Source organism: Leptolyngbya sp. NK1-12 (assembly GCF_032598965.1).
Taxonomy (GTDB): domain Bacteria; phylum Cyanobacteriota; class Cyanobacteriia; order Elainellales; family Elainellaceae; genus Elainella.
In genome coordinates, this window is record NZ_CP053586.1 from 2,368,307 (window position 1) to 2,392,272 (window position 23,966).

General features: G+C 53.1%; 19 protein-coding genes. 12 read left to right on the forward strand and 7 right to left on the reverse strand.

Annotated features, from left to right (window positions below):
* Nucleotides 1-672: 672 nt before the first annotated feature.
* The 3 genes from HJG54_RS09820 to mnmA form a co-directional block, all read right to left on the reverse strand.
* Nucleotides 673-2,961, reverse strand: coding sequence for a caspase family protein (locus HJG54_RS09820; RefSeq protein ID WP_316434713.1), 2,289 nt, complete (start codon nt 2,959-2,961; stop codon nt 673-675).
* A gap of 149 nt (nt 2,962-3,110) precedes the next feature.
* Nucleotides 3,111-4,289 (reverse strand): sulfate adenylyltransferase, encoded by a 1,179-nt coding sequence (gene sat / locus HJG54_RS09825; RefSeq protein ID WP_316434714.1) that lies wholly within the window; start codon nt 4,287-4,289, stop codon nt 3,111-3,113.
* Nucleotides 4,290-4,430: 141 nt separating this feature from the next.
* Nucleotides 4,431-5,699, reverse strand: coding sequence for a tRNA 2-thiouridine(34) synthase MnmA (gene mnmA, locus HJG54_RS09830; RefSeq protein ID WP_316434716.1), 1,269 nt, complete (start codon nt 5,697-5,699; stop codon nt 4,431-4,433).
* A gap of 171 nt (nt 5,700-5,870) precedes the next feature.
* Here mnmA and HJG54_RS09835 point away from each other — a divergent pair, with 171 nt between their 5' ends.
* On the forward strand, nt 5,871-6,680 hold the full coding sequence (locus tag HJG54_RS09835; protein ID WP_316434717.1) for a hypothetical protein: 810 nt from the start codon (nt 5,871-5,873) through the stop codon (nt 6,678-6,680).
* 55 nt (nt 6,681-6,735) lie between these two features.
* Here HJG54_RS09835 and HJG54_RS09840 read toward each other — a convergent pair whose 3' ends face one another.
* Complete coding sequence (locus HJG54_RS09840) at nt 6,736-7,566, reverse strand: TlyA family RNA methyltransferase (RefSeq protein ID WP_316434718.1); 831 nt, start codon at nt 7,564-7,566, stop codon at nt 6,736-6,738.
* A 112-nt stretch (nt 7,567-7,678) separates the two neighbouring features.
* On the opposite strand from HJG54_RS09840, the gene rlmD reads away from it, so the two are divergent.
* Nucleotides 7,679-9,217, forward strand: a complete 1,539-nt coding sequence (rlmD, locus tag HJG54_RS09845; RefSeq protein ID WP_316434719.1) for a 23S rRNA (uracil(1939)-C(5))-methyltransferase RlmD — start codon at nt 7,679-7,681, stop codon at nt 9,215-9,217.
* Nucleotides 9,218-9,442: 225 nt separating this feature from the next.
* Nucleotides 9,443-9,580 (forward strand): hypothetical protein, encoded by a 138-nt coding sequence (locus HJG54_RS09850; RefSeq protein WP_211620145.1) that lies wholly within the window; start codon nt 9,443-9,445, stop codon nt 9,578-9,580.
* Nucleotides 9,581-9,664: 84 nt separating this feature from the next.
* Here the strand turns inward: HJG54_RS09850 and HJG54_RS09855 are convergent, their stop codons facing one another.
* A complete protein-coding gene (locus HJG54_RS09855; RefSeq protein WP_316434720.1) occupies nt 9,665-10,975 on the reverse strand; it encodes a bifunctional folylpolyglutamate synthase/dihydrofolate synthase in 1,311 nt (436 codons plus the stop codon).
* Between the two features lie 74 nt (nt 10,976-11,049).
* On the reverse strand, nt 11,050-11,634 hold the full coding sequence (locus HJG54_RS09860; RefSeq protein WP_316434721.1) for a zinc dependent phospholipase C family protein: 585 nt from the start codon (nt 11,632-11,634) through the stop codon (nt 11,050-11,052).
* 182 nt (nt 11,635-11,816) lie between these two features.
* Here HJG54_RS09860 and pstC point away from each other — a divergent pair, with 182 nt between their 5' ends.
* The 9 genes from pstC to carB all read left to right on the forward strand — a co-directional run bounded on the left by pstC (nt 11,817) and on the right by carB (nt 22,604).
* Entirely contained in the window at nt 11,817-12,776 is a 960-nt protein-coding gene (gene pstC / locus HJG54_RS09865) for a phosphate ABC transporter permease subunit PstC (RefSeq protein WP_316434722.1), read from the forward strand.
* Nucleotides 12,773-13,714: a phosphate ABC transporter permease PstA gene (gene pstA / locus HJG54_RS09870; protein ID WP_316434724.1), complete on the forward strand. Its 942-nt coding sequence runs from the start codon at nt 12,773-12,775 to the stop codon at nt 13,712-13,714. Before pstC ends, pstA begins: the two co-directional genes overlap by 4 nt.
* A 138-nt stretch (nt 13,715-13,852) precedes the next feature.
* Nucleotides 13,853-14,662: a phosphate ABC transporter ATP-binding protein PstB gene (gene pstB, locus HJG54_RS09875; protein ID WP_316434725.1), complete on the forward strand. Its 810-nt coding sequence runs from the start codon at nt 13,853-13,855 to the stop codon at nt 14,660-14,662.
* Entirely contained in the window at nt 14,655-15,914 is a 1,260-nt protein-coding gene (locus HJG54_RS09880) for a metallophosphoesterase (RefSeq protein ID WP_316434727.1), read from the forward strand. The genes pstB and HJG54_RS09880 overlap by 8 nt, the downstream gene beginning before the upstream one ends.
* A gap of 665 nt (nt 15,915-16,579) precedes the next feature.
* Nucleotides 16,580-17,725: a glycosyltransferase gene (locus HJG54_RS09885; protein WP_316434728.1), complete on the forward strand. Its 1,146-nt coding sequence runs from the start codon at nt 16,580-16,582 to the stop codon at nt 17,723-17,725.
* A 229-nt stretch (nt 17,726-17,954) separates the two neighbouring features.
* Nucleotides 17,955-18,503: a Uma2 family endonuclease gene (locus HJG54_RS09890; RefSeq protein ID WP_316434729.1), complete on the forward strand. Its 549-nt coding sequence runs from the start codon at nt 17,955-17,957 to the stop codon at nt 18,501-18,503.
* Nucleotides 18,504-18,712: 209 nt separating this feature from the next.
* Nucleotides 18,713-18,940 carry a type II toxin-antitoxin system HicB family antitoxin gene (locus HJG54_RS09895; protein ID WP_316434730.1) on the forward strand — a complete coding sequence of 76 codons (228 nt, stop codon included), beginning with the start codon at nt 18,713-18,715 and terminating at the stop codon, nt 18,938-18,940.
* 10 nt (nt 18,941-18,950) lie between these two features.
* Nucleotides 18,951-19,160: a type II toxin-antitoxin system HicA family toxin gene (locus tag HJG54_RS09900; RefSeq protein WP_316435626.1), complete on the forward strand. Its 210-nt coding sequence runs from the start codon at nt 18,951-18,953 to the stop codon at nt 19,158-19,160.
* 150 nt (nt 19,161-19,310) lie between these two features.
* On the forward strand, nt 19,311-22,604 hold the full coding sequence (carB, locus tag HJG54_RS09905; RefSeq protein ID WP_316434731.1) for a carbamoyl-phosphate synthase large subunit: 3,294 nt from the start codon (nt 19,311-19,313) through the stop codon (nt 22,602-22,604).
* Between the two features lie 269 nt (nt 22,605-22,873).
* On the opposite strand, the gene HJG54_RS09910 is transcribed toward carB, so the two are convergent.
* Complete coding sequence (locus HJG54_RS09910; RefSeq protein WP_316434732.1) at nt 22,874-23,716, reverse strand: SH3 domain-containing protein; 843 nt, start codon at nt 23,714-23,716, stop codon at nt 22,874-22,876.
* Nucleotides 23,717-23,966: the final 250 nt, after the last annotated feature.

A 23,966-nucleotide genomic window follows, 5' to 3' on the forward strand; every position in this document is an offset into this window, starting at 1 on the left:
TGGGGTTGAATCATTTGAACGTTGAATTGAGCTTGAAGCAAGTTATGCAAGCAAAACTGAGATGCTGTTGTGTATCACACCGGCAACAACATCAAAAACTTTGCTGCGTTACTTCTCATGAGAAGTCAGCAAGATGCGGCTGAGAGCAACATCACTCTCAAACTAAAGCAGCAGAATCTGAACGCAAGAAATAATCAACTGATTAGAAGTCACACATATTGATTATTTAGGTGAAGAATTTAGGTGAAGAAGAGGCACATAGACCAAAAAGATTGCCTTGAACACAGATTGAACCCCACTCACTGGGCAACCTTCGGCAGGAATGCTCAACTTGCCGGTAGGACGAAGCTAGGAGCTAGTGATGTTGGTTCAGCGGGGTGTACCGAGCGTTCAAGCATTCTAAATTGAGAAGAGCTGATGTGGCTGTGGAGGCTGCAACTAGGGCAATCTGAGCAGGCTACTCAATTTGATGCTGGATGACTGAAGTTCTTGACGGTCTTAAATTATACAACAAGCTGTAAACGCAATACTGAGATTAGATGAAGCTTAGATGAAGTTTGATTGGGTCTTGGGGTGCTGCAACTAGCGCAGCGATGCCTCTAACTACCTGGTTGATGGGACTGGTCCGCCGATAGTAGCAGTAGTCGAATTGGGTAAAGCTGATCCTTCGATTTATGCAATGCCGCCCTTTGCCTCACCTAATTCCTGCGTAATTCCTGACACTTGATAGACAAAGCTCAACGTTGCCCAGGCATTGACATCAAGCGCATACATATCGCTGGGCACCTCGCTAATTGGCAGCAACTCACTACTGGCCTGATGCAAATCGTGCAGGATCGCCTGCACCACGTCTAGTGGGTTAAGCAGGACAGCCACTTCTTGAGCCGGAATCTTTCCTGGCATCTCGGCTAGAACCTGATAGGTTTGCGTGAAGGGCGCTCGGCTACAGACCAGATGAGTTTCCGCTATACCAGCCGGAGGTTGAACTAACCAGTTGGCTGCATGGGCTTGGGGCACCGTCACCGTCTCACCCGGCGCAATCGGGTTAATGACGGTTGTCGAGGTTGGAGCAAGATTGGGATAGAAAATCAAAGCATTGCCTTTGGTATCGAGGCCCAACAGCAGAAAGTAAACCGGATGCTCGCTGTAGTTGTAAAGGCGATATTGAATCTGACTGCCGACGGCTAGCGTGGGTGTCCCTTCGGCCATCAGTAGGGTTGCGACTTTGGTGGTGGGCATGGTTCGCTGGGCACGCACCGTTTCCTGTTGCAGGATTAGACGTTCCTGTGGGGCTAGAATTTCTAGCGAAGCTCGGACTCCCAGGCGCGATGAGCCTTGATTTTGGGTCAGCCGCAATAGTTTGATTGCCAACAGGGTTTTGAGCTGGGGGGTGATGCGATTGACCGCGGTTTTGACCGCCTCAGCACCCTGATTCAACGTATTGAAAATGGCCCCTCGACCTGGGTAAAACAAACCGTAACTGCTTTGGCTCGATGGATTGGTCTCCTCGTCTAGGTTAGGGGTGTCATCATTGGCCAGTAGGGCTTGAGACGACAGAGCAGCCGCTAATAAAGGCCTAGATTGGATTTTGCCAAACAGAAAATCGGCGGGCTGTTCACCAGCTAGCACTGAGGACACACGCGGGATCGATGCAAAGGCACTGGTGGCGTCAACCCGCTCAATCCGCTCTAGACCTGTGTCGATTGCCACCGTCAAACCAATGTTGCGCGGTAAGATGCGTACTGCTTCCTGCACGAGCTGGCCTACCTGGAGGGGAGTCTTGCCGTCCCAGGTTCGGGCTTTGGCGATCAGCCCCTCGTGGCTGCGAATCTGTAGCAGTGGAGTGTTATCAGTACCGGCTAGCGAAAACAACGATGCACCCACATTTTCCAGCACCCCTGCCGGCAAACCCGCCAACCAGAGCTGTGCTCTACCATCGTCGTCCAACGCCCGAATCACGCCATCCGCTCCAGCAGAGTTGAAACTGGAGACAACCGGCAGTTTCTGCTTTTGGGCTGCTTGTCCACCAATTGCAGGCTGCTGCTCGATTCCTGCCGTTTGCTTCACAGTACCCATCGCCTGACTGAAACTGATCCAGAGAGTCGTTGCCGGCGAGGCCCACCAGAGCTGCTGGGTCAAGGCATAGGTAAACAAACCAGCGCTGAATCCGTTCCACTGGGCTTCGGTTGCGATGCGATTGGCAGCGGCAGCCTGCAACACAATGCCCGGTAATAACCCTGAGCGCCACTGCTGGTTGATTTGGGCCAAAGAAAAGTGCGTTTGGCGACTCAAGCGTTCCTGTAGCTCTTGCTCAGCTGCAGTCAGCATGCCCGTGGGTGCGTCCGGTCGAGAGCGAATCCGCAGATTGCCTTGCAGCGTGCGGCCCAAGCGGGTGTAGGCCGTATCTAAAACTGTAATCAATTGGTCTGTGGGAACGGTGCGCAGCAATAACCCCAAGGTATCCAGCATCAAATCCTGAATTACCGGATGATCTGCCGTAGGCAGCAAGCCATCAACCGGCACCAAGCTCTGCTGAAAGTCTGCTCCGCCTTCGAGCTGAACTTGGCTACCCAAACCGCTAAAGTGAAACAGCACCACGTCGCCAGCCGTTACCTGTTGGGAGAGCAGCAGCAACGACTCCTCAATTCCTTGCCGGGTAGCCGCCTGATCGGTGAGGGTGAGGATGTCACTCGGCTGAAAGCCAAAGCGGTGGATCAGCAACTCCTGCTGGAGTTCCACATCCGTGACACAGCCATTCAGAGCCGCACCCCGCACTGGTGTGTAGTCACATACGGATTCCGGGTATTGATTGATCCCCACCAAGAGGGCCACCTTACGACGAGCCGGTTGAGCCAGGACCTGCTGACAGCGGTCGGCCCACACTAGTCCGGCCTCACTGAGGCCCAGTGCTGCCAATGCTACCCCTGTCTGCTGTAGAAACGTCCGTCGCTTGACTGCCATGACTTCTATTTGAACACTAAACCGGGTTTCTCGGCGGCAATTTGAGACAGATCAAACCCGAAGCGATCGGGGCATCCGACTCACCTCTAGGTTGGTTCCCTAGGCTCGATCTGTCTAGGCTCCCTCTAAATTCATTTAATCAAAGGACGCTACACACCAACGGTGATTTGCATCGCTCTTGCCAGTTCTGCGGCCACCTCAGGGCGGGAAAACTCTGGCGGTGGTAATTCTCCGCGTCGCAGCATCTCCCGCACTTTGGTTCCCGACAGGTGCACCCGCTCTTCCGGTTCACTCGGACTCGTTTTTGTGGTTGCCATCTGGCCGGTACGTTTGCAGTAAAAGGCATGTTCAAACTTCATGGGCTGAATGCCTAACTCGCCCGGCTCAAATTCATCGAAAATGTACTGAGCATCGTAGGTACCATAGTAGTCGCCTACCCCTGCATGGTCCCGACCAACAATAAAGTGGGTACAGCCGTAGTTTTTGCGCACTAACGCATGGAAGATCGCTTCTCGCGGGCCGGCATAGCGCATCGCCGCTGGGTTAATGGCCAGAATCACCCGCTCGTGGGGAAAGTAGCGTTCCAACAAAATCTCGTAGCAGCGCATCCGCACATCGGCGGGAATGTCGTCTGATTTTGTCGCTCCCACCAGGGGATGCAAAAACAAGCCATCAACCGTTTCTAGCGCACACTTGATAATGTACTCGTGTGCTCGGTGGATTGGGTTGCGCGTCTGAAAGCCGACAATCGTTTTCCAGCCCTTATCGCGGAACAAGGCGCGTGACTCGACCGGGTCAATCTGGTAGGTGGGGAAGTAGGGATGGGGATGGCGCTCCAGTAACCAAACTTCGCCAGCTAGATTGATCTCCCCCTGGTTGTAGAGCACATTGACGCCAGGATGTTTTTCCTCATTGGTGCGGTAGACATGCAGCGCTTCATGCAGCTTGTCGTAGGGATATTTCTCGCTCAGATGCAGCACGCCTACAAACTGCCCGCTGGGATCATCCAGACGAATATTGCTGCCGAGACTGAAGGAAGCAGCCAAGTCAGAGGCCACCGGCAGAGTAATTGGAATCGACCAAGGCAAGCCGTTTGCCAAGTGCATCGTGTTGACTACGCTGTCGTAGTCCGCTTTGGCCATAAAGCCGGTCAGGGGACTAAAGCCGCCAATAGCGATGAGCTGGAGGTCAGACAGGGCGCGCTCATCGAGGGTGACACGGGGCAGGTGGTTGGCTTGGTCAAGAAAGTGGGCCTTCTGTTCCGGTGAACAAATGCGATTAATTAGCATCCCACCATGCGGGGCGATGCTGTCTGGGTGATGGCTCATAAGCTACTGTCCTCCGGCCAGAAAAATCAGAGTTTCTTCAGATTCATGCAAACAGCACAATCCTATCAGAAGCCATGCACCCTCGCAGCCTGTGAGTTCTCAGCTATACAGAATTTCTGGATTCAATCCAGCAGCAAATCATCAAGCGTGGTCGTTCTCAATCACACCGCCGCCGAGCAACAGGTCACCCTGATACCAGACTGCCGCCTGACCAGGCGTCACGCTGAACTGGGGCTGATCAAACACGACCTTAACCCGATTGTCTGCTAGCGGAATGATGGTAGCGGCTTCGGGTCGAGAGCGGTAGCGGATTTGCACCTCGGCTTGAATTGGCGTAGTCGGAGGGGCAATCGACACCCAATTGACCCGCTGCACCGTAAATTCTGGCGTTTGAGCCGCGTCTCGATCGCCCACCACCACCAGATTTTTGCCTGCGTCGATGCCAATCACATAGAGTGGACGGTCTGCTGCAATCCCGATGCCCTTGCGTTGGCCAATGGTGTAGTGATGAATGCCGTCATGCTGGCCCAACACCCGGCCCGACTGATCAACAATGTCGCCTTTTTGCGGTGCCAGATACTTGTCCAAAAAGGTCCGCATCGAGCCATGCGCTTCAATTAAGCACAAATCCTGACTCTCCGGTTTTTCAGCCGTGTGCAGGCCAAATTCAGCCGCCATCTGCCGCGTCTGGGCTTTAGTTTGGTCACCTAGCGGAAAAACGGTATGTCCCAGAATTTCTTGGCTCAGGTCGTAGAGAAAATAGGACTGATCTTTGCTGGGGTCAACCGCTCGCCGCAATTGATATCGTCCACTCGTCGCATCCTGGCTGATGCGGGCATAGTGGCCTGTGGCAATCCTGTCGATCTCCAACTCCTCGCGGGCATACTGCAACATCGGCCCAAACTTCACCGCCTTATTGCACTGAGAACACGGCAATGGCGTAATTCCAGCCCCGTAGCCGCTGACCAGATAATCGATAATATTTTTTTCAAACAGCTCACGGGTATCAACAATATGGTGCGGAATCTCTAGCTCCTCGCACAGGCGGGCCGCATCCAGCATCCCCTCAGAGCAGCACTGTCCCTTCCCCTTCATCAGCCAAAGGGTAAGACCAACCACCTGATAGCCCTGGCGATGCAGCGTCGCGGCTGCCACCGAGCTATCCACCCCGCCAGAAAGTCCGACTACGACCTTGTTCATGGATCCGACTTGAAGAGTTTTTAAAGAAATAAAGTCTTTACAAAATACTTCTTCCAGGCTAGCACTTGCGGGGAGAGGTGGGGGAGGTGCGGCTCGTGAGCCTCGCCGAACGAGGGAAGATGGGAGAGAATTCCTTTTGGCTTCTGGCTTCTGGCTTTTGACTCCTGGCTTCTGGCTTTTGACTCCTCCTCCTACGAAAGTTAGCGACAAAATTGATTCGCCTTTTGATTTCTATGTTACGATTAGCGCCATTTAGGTGAATTTTTCTCTATTGAACTCCATATCTAGCGGAGCTGGTGCGCTATGACTCACGTTTCTCCTCAATTCGACTCTACATATACTCGATATACTCAACCACGGTTCAGGCAGGCAGCTAGGGCAATGCCTTGGGTTTGGGGCAGCTTAATTGGCAGTGGCTTACTTGGGCTGGTTGCAGATTCTACAGCCTGGGCTGGGCCGTTGTTGAACGACTCCAGCCACGTTCTGGTTGCCCAACAGGTTGTAGATGGACTGCCGCCGCCGCCACCGTCTTTTGGCCAAGATGCAGGCAGCGTAAGTCAGGCCCAGCAGTATCTCGTGGTGGTTAACGGCGATAGTCAGGATTTACTGGTCCAGATACAGCAAATTCAGCCAGCAGCCTCGGTGCAGGAATACAACGGGCAGCGCTTTATTCAAGCTGGTTTATTCAACGACGTGACCACGGCGCAACAGCAGGTCTCGACTTTAGCGGCTTCTGGGATTAATGCCCAATTAGTAGCCGTTACCGGAACCAACACCTCGCTTGTGAGTCAGGCTCCTGCTGGCTATGATACTAATCCAGGAACTGGCACCTTACCGCCGCCAGAAGTGTTTCCCACTACCCCCGTAGCGCCTGGAGAAATGCCTCCGCCTTCTGGGGAAGTCGAGTTTGGCTCACCTGCCTCGCCCCCACCAGTGCTTGAAGAAAGGGGATCCGGCAGCAGCCGTTCCTATTACGTGATCATTCCAGGTGGCGGTAAGGATTTAGACGGCATTGTTAGCCAAATCTCTCGCCTGACCAGCGGAATGGGGATTGACAACATGGTTCAGACAAGCACCTCCAAAGGGTCGCATGTCCGAGTCGGGCCATTCAACAGCCGGGGAGCTGCTAGCCGCTGGAGCCGCTATTTCCGTGATTTTGGCTTAGATGCACGGGTCGGCTATGGCCGCTAGGACACTAACCTAAGCGCTGTGCTATGAGCAGGTGCTGATTCCTGACTTCTGGCTCCTAACCCCCACCAACGTTCTGCCCTTTGAGCGAGTGTTGGGCGGTTTGGGTGAGGTGCTGCACCGTGGTCGCGTCGGGAAAAGCATGCGGAGTTTGCATCAACAGCCACAGCAAATACTCAATATTACCTGCCGGACCGGGTAAGGGTGACCAGGTTAACCCACCGAACTGCCAGCCCAGTGACTGAGCTGCTGCACACACCTGCAAAATTGCATCGGTTTGGTCTTTGGCATCGCGCACAACGCCTTTTTTGCCTATCCTTTCCCGGCCCACTTCAAACTGGGGTTTGACCAGCAGCACCACTTCCCGTGGCGGTTGCAGCAGACTCCAGAGGGTGGGCAAGATTTTGGTCAAGGAAATGAACGATACATCTACCACGCCTAAATCAGGATGGGGATGGTCGGGGCCATACAGATCCTCTGCGGTCAAATAGCGGATATTGGTGCGTTCTCGTAAAATCACGCGCGGGTCTTGCCGCAGCTTCCAGGCAACTTGGCCATAGCCCACATCAATGCCGTAAACCAGTTTGGCTCCAGCTTGCAGCAAACAGTCGGTAAACCCTCCAGTTGAGATCCCGCCATCTAATCCTATGCGTCCAGCGACGGTAATGGAGAACTCCTGCAGCGCCTTGGCTAGCTTTTCTCCACCCCGCGACACATAGGGCGACCGCGCCTTCACTTCAATTTCCAACGTCGGGTCCACTTCGGTGCCCGGTTTGTCAATCACTTGTCGATTCACCATCACTTCTCCAGCCCGAATCAGCCGCTGGGCCTGCTGGCGGGACTCACAGAGGTTGCGTTCAACCAGAAGAGCGTCTAGACGTTGTTTCAAAGTCAGCTTCAACCAAAACTTCAACCAAAACTTCAAACAGGCGGAAATTGGAGCAGTCCACCGTTTCTCAGCGGCGCTCTTACTATGGTAAAGGTAAGCGAGGACAGGGAACATGGGTCAGTTCACCGAAGACAAAACGCTAGAAGCAGATGGAGTGTGGCAGCAGGGGCAGCTCCTAGAGGTCACGATTGTTGATTTGAACCACAATGGCGAAGGGGTTGGGCGCTGGCAGGGACGAGTCGTATTTGTGCCAGACACAGTTCCGGGCGAGCGGGTGTTGGTGCGGCTGGTGCGAGTCAAACCCCAATATGCCCAGGGTAAACTGCATGAACTATTAGAACCCTCTCCGCATCGGGTGCGACCCAGCTGCATCGTGGCAGACAAGTGTGGCGGCTGTCAGTGGCAACATGTGGACTATGGGCAGCAGCTCGCCGCTAAACGTAATTTGGTGATTCAAGACCTAGAGCGAATTGGCGGCTTCAGTCAGCCGGTAGTGGAACCCGTTTTAGCCGTGGCGGATCCGTTGGGGTATCGCAACAAGGCAACCTATCCGATTAAAACGACCCAGTCTGTCAAAGCAGCCAGTCAGGTGACAAACTCGAAGACGAACTCTAAACCAGCTAGAGCAGTAGTATCATCGCGGCGCAGCAGTCAGTTACCCCGTCCAGTTCTCAAAGCCCAGTTGCCCCAGCCCAGCCCTAGTGCTCAAGTTCAGGCAGGCTATTACCAAAAGGGCAGCCATCAGTTAATCAATCTGAATCAGTGTCCGATTCAAGATCCGCGACTGAATCCGTTTTTGGCTGAAATTAAACAGGACATTCAGCAGCAGGGATGGTCCGTCTACGATGAAACCACTCACCAAGGCGAGGTGCGCCATTTAGGATTGCGGATTGGTCGACGCACAGGTGAAGTCTTATTGACGCTGGTTGTCCGCAGCGGTGATTTACCCAATCTGGCACACCAGGCTCAAACCTGGATGCAGCGCTATCCAGAACTGGTGGGCGTTTGTCTCAACGTCAATCCGCATCGCACCAACACCATCTTCGGTTCAGAAACCCGCTGCTTAGCTGGTCGCCCTTATTTGCGTGAAATTTTTGCCGAACTGGAATTCCAGATTCAGCCTACAACGTTTTTTCAGGTCAATACAGAACAAGCCGAAGCGCTAGTAGAGGTGATTCAGACAACGCTAGAACTAACCGGCTATGAAATCCTAGTGGATGCTTACTGTGGTGTTGGTACGATGATGTTGCCGTTAGCCAACCGAGTGCGGCGGGCGATTGGAATTGAAATTCAGCCAGAAGCGATTGAACAGGCCAAGCGAAATGCAGAAGTAAACAAAATTAACAACGCCATCTTTTATGTTGGTAAAGCCGAAGAGTTACTGCCTGAGCTGCCGCTCCAGTCAACGATGGCGATACCCGATATTGTACTGCTGGATCCACCTCGAAAAGGATGCGAACCAGCCGTGATCGAAGCTTTGCTGCACCTGCGTCCGAAACAGATTGTTTACATTAGCTGTAATCCAGCAACCCTGGCCCGCGATCTAAAACAGTTAAGCCAAACCTATCAACTGAGGCGAACCCAGCCGGTTGATTTCTTTCCACAAACTGCCCATGTGGAATGTGCTGCATTTCTGTCGCTGCCAAGTTAGAGAAGTCATGTTGGGCAGACCAAACATGATTCCATCTTGAACAGAAACAAGTTTTCTCAAACTTAAAACAATTTTGATTGCGGAATCTTACGATACCAGGATGTTAAGCATGCAAACGTTAATAATCCTTCCAAGTGAGGAACCCTAACGGGTGATGCCAATTGAGGCGAGATTTGTCACGATCGAACTAAATCAGCTACCACCCTGAAATTTACGAGGTCAATCATGCTATCCAACCTGCTTGGAATCCCAGATTCTGCTCTAACCATTGCAGCAATCAGCATCGTTTTGTGTCCAACGCTCTGCGGTGTATTGGCCTATCAGGTCAGCCGCACTTACCAAACGCTACGTAATGCGAACTAGATTAGTTGATCTATAAATGAATCGGAAGCGGACTGCTTGGAACTTAATATCCTTCAGTCCGCTTTTTTCATGCTTTGGAGTATCTTATCCACCCTGCTGCAATTGGAAGAAGTGACCAATCAAATAGAGAGAACCACAGAGTACGAGAGTTCCTCCTTTCGTTTGAGTCTGAATTGCCGCGTCTTCCAGCGCTAGCATCACATCGTCATAAACCGTGCAGCCAGCCAGATTGGAGCACATGGTTGTCGCTAAGGTTTGCAACTGAGACAAATCAACCGGAATGTGATCGGGAACGGGCACCAGGTACAGCCAATCGTTTGGACGCAACAGCGCTTGAAACACATCGGCGTGATCTTTATTGCCAATCATGCCCATGACAAAGTGAATCGGCTGACTCTGAGTTTGATCCAGGTAAGTCCGCAGCATAGCGGCTCCGGCTGGATTGTGCGCTCCGTCAATCAACAGACGATGACCCCGCCACTCGAACCACTGCAATCGTCCGGGCCACTGGGTTTTTGCCATCCCCTGCACAATTTGCTGATGATCGATTTGCCATCCCTGTTGCTGTAGGATTTGCAGCGCCGCGACGGCCAGAGCCGAGTTGATGCGTTGGTGAGCACCCAATAGCGGCAGAGGGTATTGCAAACCTACCAACATCAGACCTGAGCCAGGTTCAGAACCAGTTCCGACGAATTCTGCCCAGCCATTGCCCAAATCACGAGACGGTTCAATCCAAAAGGCCGGACAGTGGAGTTCGGTCAATCGCTGTTGCAGAACCTTCACAGCTTCGGGGGGTTGGGGTGCAATCACGGCTGGACAATTTGGCTTCAGGATACCGGCCTTTTCGCGACTGATGTCAGCTAGGGTGGGGCCGAGCCGCTGCCAGTGTTCCCGACTGAGGGAGGTGATAATACTGACCAACGGACGGTCGCAGACATTAGTAGCATCGAGCCGCCCTCCCAATCCCACTTCGATGACGGCAATATCTACCTGCTGCTGAGCAAAGTAGAGCCAAGCTGCCGCCGTGATCACCTCAAACTGGGTCGGAGACGAATGGTTGGGATCAATCGCGGCTAGAACTTGCAGCAGAATTTGATGGAGCTGCGTGGCAGGAATTTCCTGCTGGTTAAGGCAAATTCGCTCACACCAGCTGACCAGATGAGGAGAGGTGTATCGCCCCACCCGATAGCCTGCCTGATCCAGCACTGCCGATAGATAGGCACAAACCGACCCCTTGCCGTTGCTGCCTGCCACATGCACAATCGGCACCTGCCGTTCTGGATGACCCAATGCCGCCAGCAGCCGTTCAATACGCTCTAACCCCAACTCGACCCCAAAGTGGGTGAAGCGATCCAGCAAGGCGTTGATTTCGAGCAGGGTTTGGTCGTGGGTCATGGGTTAGACAAATTGAGTTAGACAAATTAATTAGGTATTAGGTATAGAGATCAAACAAGATCAACCCATCAGCTTCAGGATCTTAGCGCCGATCGGCATTTTCTACGGAGAAACCGATCGATGCGGGGAGCCGTTAGGTACAGCAGCAGCAGCACATTCAACCCGATCTCGAACTGTTGAAACTCTCTGCCGTAGTAGCGATCATCCCAATAGCTGACGGGACTGGAAAAGCGAGTCGTCCAGTCGAGTGGGAAAAACAGCAGGGGGCCGTCATCTGCATGGGTGAAAATATCGATGGTCGCATGGAGACCGCAGGCCAGCAGAAACCAGAACAGCCAACGCGAGCGCGAGCCAATGTTGCGACGGGTGCGCCAAACCAGCCCAATCCCAGTGAGCAGAATCAGGGGTGCATGCAAAAAGTTGTGAGCCGCGATCCAAATTGGATCATGAAAATAGAGGTGGTCAAACATCCAGTCTGCGGTGGCCGCCGCACTCCAGCCCAGTATGAAGCGGTAGTAGACGATGCCCGCAATCGATAGGAGCCAGAGCGGCAGGTCAGGAGCCACCGAACCCAGCAGAAATGCACTTTTGACGATAGGCACTCTGGGCAGCGCTTTGTCGAGGGCCGCGGTCATCAAGAAATGGGAAGGCGTATTCATACAACAGGTGACAAACTGGGTGGCAAAGTTAGGTAGCAAAATCAGGGAACAAAACTAGGCTGCCAATTGAGGCAGCAAACTGGGACAAAACCGAGCAAAAAAACGATTTCGTTAATCTGCTCTTTAAGTTGAGATTTTAGGTTGGTATACAGGCTTACACGCTAATCCCGATCTTAAAACGAATGAGTGAAAACTTGGTTTCCCTAAAGCGCTCTACCTCCACCCGCTGGCGACCCAAACGATCGCTGAGCAAATGGTTTGAACAAATCGCCAAAGTTGTTTTCGGCAGCTTCGCCCTGATTTCTATTGCCACTACTGCCGGGATCATTCTGTCGCTGATTTTTGAAACCATCGAGTTTTTCAAAGTCGTTCCCATCTGGCAATTTCTGACCGACACCGAATGGACACCGCTGTTCGCCAATCCGCAGTACGGCATTTTGGTCCTGATTAGTGCCACACTGCTAACTGCCGTGATTGCTCTCTCGGTCGCCATTCCGCTAGGATTGATGGCTGCTATTTATTTGAGTGAATATGCACCGACCCGGTTACGTCGTTGGTTAAAGCCCGCCCTGGAAGTTCTGGCTGGTGTTCCCACTGTCGTATATGGCTATTTCGCGCTCTTATTCATCACGCCTACATTGCAAACTTTCATTCCAGGCTTGGAAACCTTTAACGCCCTCAGCGCCGGACTGATTATGGGCATTGCCATTTTGCCCACCATTGCTTCCCTGAGTGAAGACGCTATCTATGCCGTGCCCCAGAGTTTGCGACAGGGAGCCTACGCCTTGGGAGCCATGAAGCGAGAAACGGTACAAAACGTTATCCTCCCGGCTGCTTTGTCAGGTATTGTGGCCTCCTGCATTTTGGCTGTGGCCCGTGCCGTCGGAGAAACCATGATTGTAACGATTGCCGCCGGACAAAACCCCCGCCCAATCACACCCGATCTGAGTTTTCTCGACCCCCGCCTGGCTGTCCAAACCATGACTGCCTTTATTGTGCAAGTCAGTTTGGGAGATGCCCCAGTCAATTCGATTGAGTACCAAACCATCTTTGCTGTGGGAATGACCTTGTTCTTGATCACGCTAGGTTTGAATATTTTCAGCTTCTGGTTCGTCAACCGCTTCCGGGAGAAATACGAATGACGCAGAATCGCCTACCTACCGTGTTGCCCCTGCCATCGGATTCAAACAACTTCCAATCCGATCTATCGGGCCGCTATCGCCTGGATCGCCTGTTTGCGACAGTGGCACTGATTGCTACGGTGACAGCCTTGCTGGTGCTGCTACTGCTGCTGGTCGATGTGCTAATCGATGGCTTACCTCGGCTCGACTGGCAGTTTCTCACCAGCTATCCTTCCCGGCGTCCGGCCCAAGCCGGCATCCTGTCGCCCCTCGTCGGTACGATCTGGTTACTGGTATTAACGGCCCTAATTGCGGTTCCGATCGGTGTCGGTGCCGGCATCTTTCTGGAAGAGTTTGCGGCCGAAACGCAACTCGCCAAGCTAATTGAAATCAACATTGGCAACCTGGCCGCTGTACCGTCAATTATCTACGGACTTTTGGCCCTACAGGTATTTGTGCGGCTAATGGAGCCGATCACCGGTGGGCGCAGTGTTTTGTCTGGCGGGTTGACTCTATCTCTGCTGGTTTTGCCAATCATCATCGTTGCCACTCGCGAAGCCCTGCGAGCCGTACCCAGCAGCATTCGAGAAGCAGGTTACGCCTTGGGAACCACCCGCTGGCAGGTCGTGCGCGATCACGTCTTACCAATGGCGTTTCCCGGTATTCTCACTGGCACGATTCTGGCCCTCTCCCGCGCCATCGGCGAAACCGCTTCCTTGATCACCATCGGCGCACTCACCTTCATTGCCTTTTTACCACCACTAATCCCAATCACTGAAGGACTCCGCTCCCCCTTCACCGCCCTACCGATTCAGACCTACAACTGGATTTCCCGGCCCCAACCCGAATTTCACCAAAATGCGGCGGCGGCCATTATTGTTCTACTGGTCGTGCTGATGCTGATGAATACCACCGCTGTTTATTTGCGTAACCGCAGTCAACAAAATCGCAATTATTAGCCAGGAGTCAGAAGCTAGGAGTCAGGAGTCAAAAGAAACTCTCCCCCATCATCCCTCGTTCGGCGAGGCTCACGAGCCGCATCTTCCCTCGTTCGGCGAGGCTCATGAGCCGCATCTCCCCTATTCCCTTCCTCAACTATGACCTTCACCCTAACCTCTCCCAACACCGCAACTGATATTGTGCTTCAAGTGGAGAACTTGTCAGTTTACTATCGTTCGTTTTTAGCATTACGAGACGTGCATCTCGACATTCCTGCCCAGCAGGTAACGGCATTTATTGGGCCATCGGGCTGTGGTAAAAGTACTTTGCTGCGCTGCTTCAACCGGATGAACGATTTGATTTCGGGAGCGCGAATTGTTGGCAAGATTAACTATCGCGGCTTCGATCTCTATCATCCCAGCGTTGACCCCGTTGATGTGCGACGACAGATTGGCATGGTGTTTCAAAAACCCAATCCGTTTCCTAAATCGGTCTACGAAAATATTGCCTATGCGATTCGGATCAACGGCTATCAAGGTGATGTTGATGAGTTGGTTGAGCAATCGCTGCACGATGCGGCCTTGTGGGATGAGGTGAAAGATAAATTGGCAGAAAATGCCCTTTCCCTCTCTGGCGGTCAGCAGCAGCGACTTTGTATTGCTCGTGCTCTGGCGATTGAACCGGACGTGATTTTAATGGACGAACCCTGCTCAGCCCTCGACCCGATTTCTACGGCCCGCATCGAAGATCTGATCAAAACCCTGCAACAGCGCTACACAATTATCATCGTCACCCACAACATGCAGCAAGCTTCCCGCGTGTCACAAATGACGGCCTTCTTCAATACTGCCATCAGCGACACCGGGGAACGCTCCGGTTACTTAGCCGAATACGGCCCCACCGAGCAGATCTTTTCCCACCCCACCCAGCCAGCGACCCAGGACTATATCAGCGGACGATTTGGTTGAGATTCTGGTATCGTATGCCTGTAGTCAGTTAGTCCATCGCACCCGGAGAAGCAAAGACGCCATGCGCTGGCAGCGGTTCTTTCTACTATTGATTGTGGGATTGGTTCTAAGCGTGGGTCTGGCCTGTGGGCAGTTTGTCCAGGCTCCTCAAGCATCTGAGTTCCCGCCTAGTGTGCCGGTCGCTCCAGCTGCAACAGCATCACCCCTACCGCCCGAAACCCAAGCCATCCTGGCCAGTGCCGGACCAGCGGGCCTCTACAATCCGTCGCGGGGGGATGTGCGCTTGGTGGTGATCAGTGACTTGAATTCGGCCTATGGCTCAACAGACTACGATCCCGAAGTGGACAAAGGCATCAATCTGCTTCCGTTCTGGCAGCCTGATCTGGTGCTGTGCAGTGGCGATATGGTGGCTGGACAAAAGCCTTCGCTGACGCCCGAACAGATCCGAGCCATGTGGGCTGCCTTTGATCAGCATGTGGCCGCGCCGCTGCGGCAAGCCCAGATTCCATTTGGCTTCACGGTTGGCAATCACGATGCCTCCAGTGCCCTCAGCATTAATGGGGAATTTCTGTTTCAGCAAGAGCGAGAGCTGGCTAGCGCCTATTGGAATGACCCCAACCACGATCCGGGCGTGCAGTTTGTCGATCGGTTTCAGTTTCCTTTCTATTACAGCTTTGAGTACAACGACATTTTCTTTCTAGCCTGGGATGGCTCCTCCAACCAGATTCCTCCCGAAAAATTGGCCTGGGTGGAGCAGACCCTGGCTAGCCCCAGAGCGCAACAGGCCAAACTGCGCTTCTTGATTAGTCATTTGCCGCTGTATGGAGTTGCCGTCGGACGCAACGAGCCTTCGGAAATTATGGCAAATGCCGAGCAACTGCGGCTCATGCTGGAGAAATACAACGTTCATACCTACATCAGCGGTCATGCTCACGCCTACTACCCAGCCCACCGGGGCAAACTGCAATTGCTGCATACGGGCATCCTCGGTTCTGGTCCACGACCCTTGCTAGCAGGTGAAGCTGCCCCACGTAAAACCCTCACTGTAATTGATGTCCAGTTTGACTCACCTGAATTTACCACCTACACCACCTACGACATGCAAACGCTTCAAACCGTCGAGTACGAAGAGCTACCCCGCTTTTTGACCGGAGTCACCGGCATGGTGCGGCGACGCGATGTGCAGGAGTTGAATGCGGCAGAGCAACGCCTGTGTGAACAACAGTTGGGGCGTGCTCTATGTGCAGCATAGATTTGTGCAGCTTCAACATGCAGCTTAACGCAATTTAAACTTGAGACTCATTCCCCAATCAGGGAAAGCACGGATAAATTCGTCAAAACTTCATCTTTCTAATTTGGAACTTAATCAGTTTCCCACAGTGTTAACGGTAATGTAGTAGGTGGGATGCATCAATCAGCTTTGCACTTCAACGCTACAACGGCAGTACGACGCGCCCCCAAGGCTGCCTAGTCGAGCAATGAATTTAGCATTGATAAGGTCGAACGAGCTGAATACTGAAAGGATCTGAAGTATTTCCGTAATTGAACGCGGTTTGCTCAGATTCGTCAGCTTCATCAGTGGCGGTCTGTTTACGATTACATGCCGTAGCTTTGCCGTGGCTGTTCTATTTATGGGTCATAAATATTCTCCTATGGATTCGGTCAATAGCCGAGCAGATTCTTCATGAAATCATTTATTTATTCACCTATTTCTTTGTCAAGTATGTAGATCCCAGCTTTCTCCGGAACTTTCTTTTTCTAGTTGTATCCAAATATAGAAATTGTTCCAGTTGACGCTCAAGGTTCGAGATTGATTGCTGGAACAGAGGGTGCGACTCAGGCCACAAGCCCCTGCGAAATTTGTAAATTTGCAAGTTTCAACCCAATTACTTTTATCTAGTTTTTGAGTGGACATCGATGACTATTAGTTTTGTAGGCACTCGCAAACCCCAGTTAACTCGGCTAGAACCTCTTCCCTACCCGGTTTATTTTGTTAATAAAAACGTTAAAAAGTGGCGCAGCTTGATGGAGTCGGACGAGCTGCCCGAAAATCTGGAATCCGTCTATGAGTCCTGCATCGAGGGGTTGGATATCTGGAGTGTGCAAACCTATGTCCACCTGAAGCAGCGCGGTCTGAACGTGCATTTGGTGCCCCACTTTGTTCCAGGCCAGATCTGCGTAGTCAGCTATCACCATCTGATGCTGCGCGACCTTCCCTTCAATAGTTACGTCGTCGCCTGCCGGTTGGATTCGGCCCGCCCAGCCATTTGCGAGCAGCAGACAGTGATGAATCGGCTCTGCGTCGAACAAGCAACCGATCACCTGATGCACCACTGGCCGCAGCCCACGCTGCAACCCCGCGATCCAGCCCGTGGTACCCGACTAGAAACCCTATCGTTCAAGGGCGGTCCGCTCAATCTGGCTGCTCCGTTCCGCGATCCGGCTTTTCTACAGCAGCTCAACGAGCTAGGCATCGAACTACGGTGCAGCACCGGTGATTGGCTGACTCAGTTCCGCGATTGGGGCAACTACACCGAATCAGACGCGGTGATCGCCGTGCGCAACCTGACCCAATATGACTACCGAGTCAAGCCCGCTGTGAAGCTGATCAACGCATGGCATGCCGGTTGCCCAGCCCTATTGGGACCAGAGCCAGCCTACCTCGACATTCAACGCTCTGAACTCGACTTCATCACCGTTTCGACGCCTCAGGATGTGATTGGTGCGCTGCGTCGCCTGCAGGAAAATCCAGGTCTATATCAAGCGATGGTTGAGAACGGCTTGAAGCGAGCCGCAGAATTCAGCACCGATCGGATTGCCCAGCAGTGGCGCGACCTGTTAGCAGGACCGATTACAGAAGGCTATGAGCGCTGGCAACGGCAGTCCACTCTGCAAAAGCTCTGTCGTCCATTGCAGTTTGTCCAACGTGCCCTCCAGCATAAGCGGGAAGTCAAGCACTATCTCTATCACCGCGACAACGGCATTCGTTCCAGCGGTGCGGAGGTCAACCTTAACGGCCTTGACTCCTATCCTGCGAATGGCCTGATCACTGCAGAGGCGTAAACCCAAGCCAGCCAACGATTTGCTGGCCCTGTGGCGAAAGCACCATATCAATAAATTGCTTCACCGCAGGGCTGGTTTGCTGCGGCACAACCAGATAGGCGACCGCAAACTACAGGATCGCCGCAGTGGGGCGATGCTGCACAAGCCGGGGCAATAAGTCCGCTTGGCTGGCTTGCAACTAGTAGTTCTTCGCTATGCTTTTCTCAAGCCTGTTTTCACGCCTATCATCATGATCACCACAGCTAAATGGACGCTTGAGCAATATCACCAGATGATCGAGGCTGGCATTCTAGAGGGTCGATCGGTCGAGCTGTTGAATGGAGAAATTATCGAGATGCCGCCAGAGCGAGAACCCCATGCGAATGGCAGTACTGAAACTCGTGATTATTTGATTGCGCTTTTAGGTGATCGAGCGCAGGTTCGAGAAGGCCATCCAATTACCATTCCCAGCAGCAACTCGGAACCAGAGCCAGATTTGGCGATTGTGCAGCGACGCGTGGGGGGCTATCGTGATCATCATCCCTATCCCGAGAATGTTTATTGGCTGATTGAGTTTGCCAACGCCAGCCTCAGAAAAGATTTAGAAGCCAAAGCCGATGCTTATGCTGCCGCAGGAATTCCGGAATATTGGGTCGTCAACCTCAAGGCGAGGGAATTGGTTGTGATGCGCGATCCGATAGCTGGCAAATATCAATCGCAAATTACTTTGACCAATGGTGACATCAATCCATTGGCGTTTCCCGATCTGTCGGTTTCAGTGCAGCGATTGTTGAATTAACCAGTTCTTGCCATGTTCAATGAATCAGGCATATTTATCGCCTGCATGCGGTTGGCGTGGCCGGAGTCAGCACTTGGCGTCGGATCATGCAACCGGCCCGGATGAAGTGATTAGTCCATTGCTGTGCCCCAAACGCCTACGATAAACTGACATTTATCGTTCGTTATGCTGTTAAAAGCTCACCTTATTATGGCTCAACATTCCTACTTATGACCCAGGCACGGCAATTTACCGGAATTATTGAACGCGAGGAAAGTGGTTATTTTTCCTTCTGTCCTGAACTGGATATTGCCAGTCAAGGCGACACGGTAGAAGAAGCCAGGAACAACTTGATCGAAGCGATTGAATTGTTCTTTGAAACGGCTGATCCTAGCGAAATTACCAACCGATTACGAGGGGAAGTGTTTATCACTCGGCTGGAGGTCGTGATTGGGTAGGCTGCGGGTTTTGTCAGCTCAGGAAGTTTGCCGAATTCTAGAGCAGCATAATTTCGTCAAAGTTCGGCAGCGAGGTAGTCACATCATCATGCAAAAACGAACCGAGACCTCGACCATAACCGTACCAGTTCCCAACTATTCTGAAATTCGCATGGGGACGTTGCAATCAATTATTCGGCAGTCTGGGCTGCCCCGGTCGTTGTTTGAGGTTGCTGAGTAGGTGCAAAGCCGGTTGGCATCCCCCCACCACGTAACGAAATCTTCCATCATCGCAGACCCTGGCATTTCAACTTGAATCAGAGACAGCAAAACGATCGGCTCAATACCAACTAGAATAGTTTGGATTTAGCATAACTCTGGCTCTGAATCTATGCCTCGTCGTACTGACATTCACAAAATCCTGTTAATTGGCTCTGGTCCGATTGTGATCGGGCAAGCCTGCGAGTTTGACTACTCCGGCACCCAAGCCTGTAAAGCGCTACGAGATGAAGGCTTTGAGGTGGTGCTGGTCAACTCCAACCCGGCCACAATTATGACCGATCCGGAAACCGCCGATCGCACTTACATTGAGCCGCTGACACCAGAAATCGTTGAGAAAATTATCGCCAAAGAGCGCCCCGATGCCCTGTTGCCGACGATGGGCGGCCAAACTGCGCTCAACTTAGCCGTGGCTCTAGCCAAGAACGGCACCCTAGAGAAATACGGCGTTGAGCTGATTGGGGCCAAGCTGCCGGCGATTGAAATGGCCGAAGACCGCAAGCTGTTTAAAGAAGCAATGGAGCGGATTGGCGTCGGCGTCTGTCCCTCTGGCTTGGCGGAAACAATGGCAGAAGCCAAAGAAATTGCCCAGCAGATTGGTTCCTACCCGCTGATTATTCGTCCGGCCTTTACCTTGGGAGGCACCGGCGGCGGCATTGCCTACAACCAGGAAGAATTTGAGGAAATTGCCCAGTCGGGTTTGGATGCCAGCCCCGTCTCGCAGATTTTGATCGAAAAGTCGCTGTTGGGCTGGAAAGAGTACGAGTTAGAAGTGATGCGCGACTTGGCCGATAACGTCGTGATCATCTGCTCGATCGAAAACCTGGACCCGATGGGGGTGCATACCGGCGACTCGATTACTGTGGCTCCGGCCCAAACCCTCACCGACAAGGAGTACCAGCGGCTGCGCGACGCCTCGATCAAAATCATCCGTGAAATTGGCGTCGAGACGGGTGGATCCAACATCCAGTTTGCCGTTAACCCCGACAATGGCGAAGTGGTTGTGATCGAGATGAACCCCCGGGTTTCGCGCAGTTCGGCTCTGGCGTCTAAGGCGACCGGCTTCCCGATTGCCAAAATGGCGGCCAAGCTCGCTGTCGGCTACACCCTGGATGAGATTCCCAACGACATCACCAAGAAAACCCCGGCCAGCTTTGAACCGACGATCGACTATGTGGTAACGAAGATTCCCCGCTTTGCCTTTGAGAAGTTTCCCGGTTCCCAGCCGGTGCTGACCACCCAGATGAAGTCGGTGGGCGAGGCGATGGCAATTGGCCGCACATTCCAGGAGTCGTTCCAGAAGGCGCTGCGGTCGCTGGAAACCGGACGGGCGGGCTGGGGCTGCGATCGCAACGAAAAATTGCCCAGCTTGGAACAAATTCGGGCCGGACTGCGGACTCCCAACCCGGAGCGAATCTTCACGGTTCGCCATGCGATGCAGATGGGCATGAGCGTAGATGAAATCTATGAACTCACCGCCATCGACCCCTGGTTCTTGGACAAACTGCAAGAGCTGCTGGAAACCGAAAAGTTCCTCAAGAAAACGCCGCTGCAATCCCTGAGCCGTGACCAGCTCTATGCGATCAAGCAGCAGGGCTTCAGCGATCGGCAGATTGCCTACGCCACCAAAACCAGCGAAGACGAGGTGCGCGCCTACCGCAAGAGTCTGGGCATCCTTCCCGCCTACAAAACTGTGGACACCTGCGCCGCTGAGTTTGAAGCCCTGACGCCCTACTACTACTCCACCTATGAATCCGAACTGCTGGAACTGGGCGAAGACGACGAAGAACGCACCCAGGTCGAATCCGAGGTGCTGCCCTCGACTAGGCGCAAGGTGATGATTTTGGGCGGTGGCCCCAATCGGATCGGGCAGGGCATCGAGTTTGACTACTGCTGCTGCCATGCCTCCTTTGCCCTCCAGGCCGAGGGGTTTGAAACAATCATGGTCAACTCCAACCCGGAAACCGTCTCGACCGACTACGACACCAGTGACCGCCTCTACTTTGAGCCGCTGACCAAAGAAGATGTGCTGAATATCCTGGAAGCCGAGCAGCCGGAAGGCGTAATCATCCAGTTTGGTGGGCAGACGCCGCTGAAGTTAGCCGTGCCGCTCCAAACCTATTTGTCCAACAATCCCGACGTTAAGACCAAAATCTGGGGCACCTCACCCGACTCGATCGACATCGCTGAAGACCGAGAGCGGTTTGAAAAAATCCTGCGCGAACTCGACATCCGCCAGCCCGCCAACGGCATTGCCCGCAGTTTCGAGGAAGCTCTCCAGGTCGCCAAGCGGATCGACTACCCAGTAGTAGTGCGGCCCAGCTATGTGTTGGGCGGTCGAGCGATGGAAATTGTCTATTCCGACGAAGACCTGAATCGCTACATGCGCTACGCGGTCCAGGTGGAACCCGATCACCCGATCCTGATCGACAAATACCTGGAAAACGCCATCGAGGTGGACATTGACGCCCTAACCGATGCTGAAGGAAATGTGGTGATTGGCGGCATCATGGAGCACATCGAACAGGCGGGCATCCACTCCGGCGACTCGGCCTGCTCGATTCCGACCGTCACTCTGGCTCCCGACACCCTCGACACCCTCCGCACCTGGACGAAAAAGCTGGCCAAAGCCCTGAATGTGGTGGGCCTGATGAATATCCAGTACGCGATTCAAGGCACGGTAGACGGCGATGTAGCCTATATCCTGGAAGCTAATCCCCGTGCCTCGCGCACCGTACCCTTTGTCTCAAAAGCGATTGGCGTGCCGTTGGCTAAGATCGCCTCGCGGATAATGGCGGGCAGCACCTTGCCAGAGTTGGGCTTCACTGAGGAAATTGTGCCTCAACACATCTCGGTAAAAGAAGCTGTGCTGCCCTTCTCCAAGTTTCCGGGGACAGACATCATCCTCGGTCCGGAAATGCGTTCGACCGGCGAGGTGATGGGCATCGATACCGATTTTGGCAAATCGTTTGCCAAGGCCGAACTAGCCGCATCTCAGCATTTACCGATGCAGGGTACGGTGTTTGTCTCGATGAATGACCGCGACAAAACGGCGGCGATTCCCGTGGTTAAGGATCTGATCGACTTGGGTCTGAAGGTGGTGGCAACTGCCGGAACTCGGCAAGTGCTGCGAGACCATGGCCTAGAGGTGGATCTGGTGTTCAAACTGCACGAAGGACGGCCTCATGTGCTCGACTGGATCAAAAACGAACAGATCCAGCTGATCGTCAACACGCCCCTCGGTGAAACCGCCCAAGAAGACGACCGCCAGATTCGCCGCGCCGCCCTCGCCTACAAAATCCCCATCGTCACCACGATTGCCGGAGCCAAAGCCACCGCTGCCGCCATTCGCTCGCTTCAATCCCAACCGCTAGAAGTCAAAGCAATTCAAGAATACGTTGGATAAAGTTTTGAGTGTTGAGTGTTGAGTTTTGAGTTAGGGGAGGGGAAGTTTTAAGTTTTGAGTTTTGAGTGTTGAGTTTTGAGTTAGGGGAGGGGAAGTTTTAAGTTTTGAGTGTTGAGTGTTGAGTTAGGGATGAGTAAGGAGTGGAGGGAAGAACGAAATTACATTCTTCTAGCTCAAAGCACTGCTCTACCCAACTCAAAACTTCGAACTCAAAGTTCAAAACTCAAAACTCAAAACTCAAAACTCAAAACTCAAAACTCAAAACTTAATTAACTACACTGTCCATCCGGTAATTGCACTGCATTGTTGCCGACGCCGTTTGGTCCGGTGCGGGAAATCCAGCCGGTGCCGTTGGGGGCGCTCACCTCGGTCCAGATGCGGCCATCGCCCGTCGTTTGCTCGCGGGGTGGGATGGTGGTGGCCTGAATCACGGAACCAGCCCCATAGACGCCTAGGGCCGGAGAGCTGAGGCTTGGGGTGGTGCGAACAGTGAGCTGGGGAGATATCACTCGATAGCAGACTGGTGATCCGGGGGTGGGTGTCGGCGTAGGGGTGGGAGTTGGCGTGGGAGTTGGCGTGGGCGTGGGAGTCGGTGCAGGAGATGGGGTCGGCGTGGGCGTGGTGCAGGGTTCTACTGTGGCCGTGCCGATCCAGCCGAGAACCGGCTCTTTGATTTGTGCTAGTCCGGTACCAACAATACCCGTTAGAAAAACGCCTTGCGTCGGAGCCGTCAAAGTGCGAATTCGGCGTGTCCGTGCGGCATCGGCATAGATGTCTAGACTCTGCTCTGGGCTGTAGCGACAGACTCCAATCAAACGCGGCTGCTCAGAAAGCCCGGAGACGACGGGTGGCTGGGTTGTCTGGGCTTGTAAAGTCTGGGCTTGTAAAGTCTGGGCTTGTAAAGTCTGGGCTTGTAAAGTCTGGGCTTGTAAAGCCTGAGCTTGTACAGTTTGTGGTGTATCCTCCTCTGCTTCAGCGGGCACGCTCACCTCAACTGGCGCTGCATTAGCTGTAGTACTCAAGCTCAGAGTTGTGCTAACTGCCGTACCTGTAACCGCAACCAGCGACAAAGCGGCTCCAATTTGACGAATTCTAAATGGCTTACGATCCATAAACACTCCTCAGCATCACCCAAAATCAATTCTGCTGGAGAGTTTACCACGAGGACGAATCCGGCGATTGAGGGGTGAGGAGCAAGCAGCAACTGGTTTTCTAATCGCTGGCTGAGCAGGAAAAACCGATTGCGCTACAACCTGCTGTAGGCTATAGGATATTTGTACTGATTTGGCCCATGGCATTTGACATCAAATCCGACTAAACGCCCTAAATTTAAATGCTGCGTTGTACAGGCGTTTTGGTAAA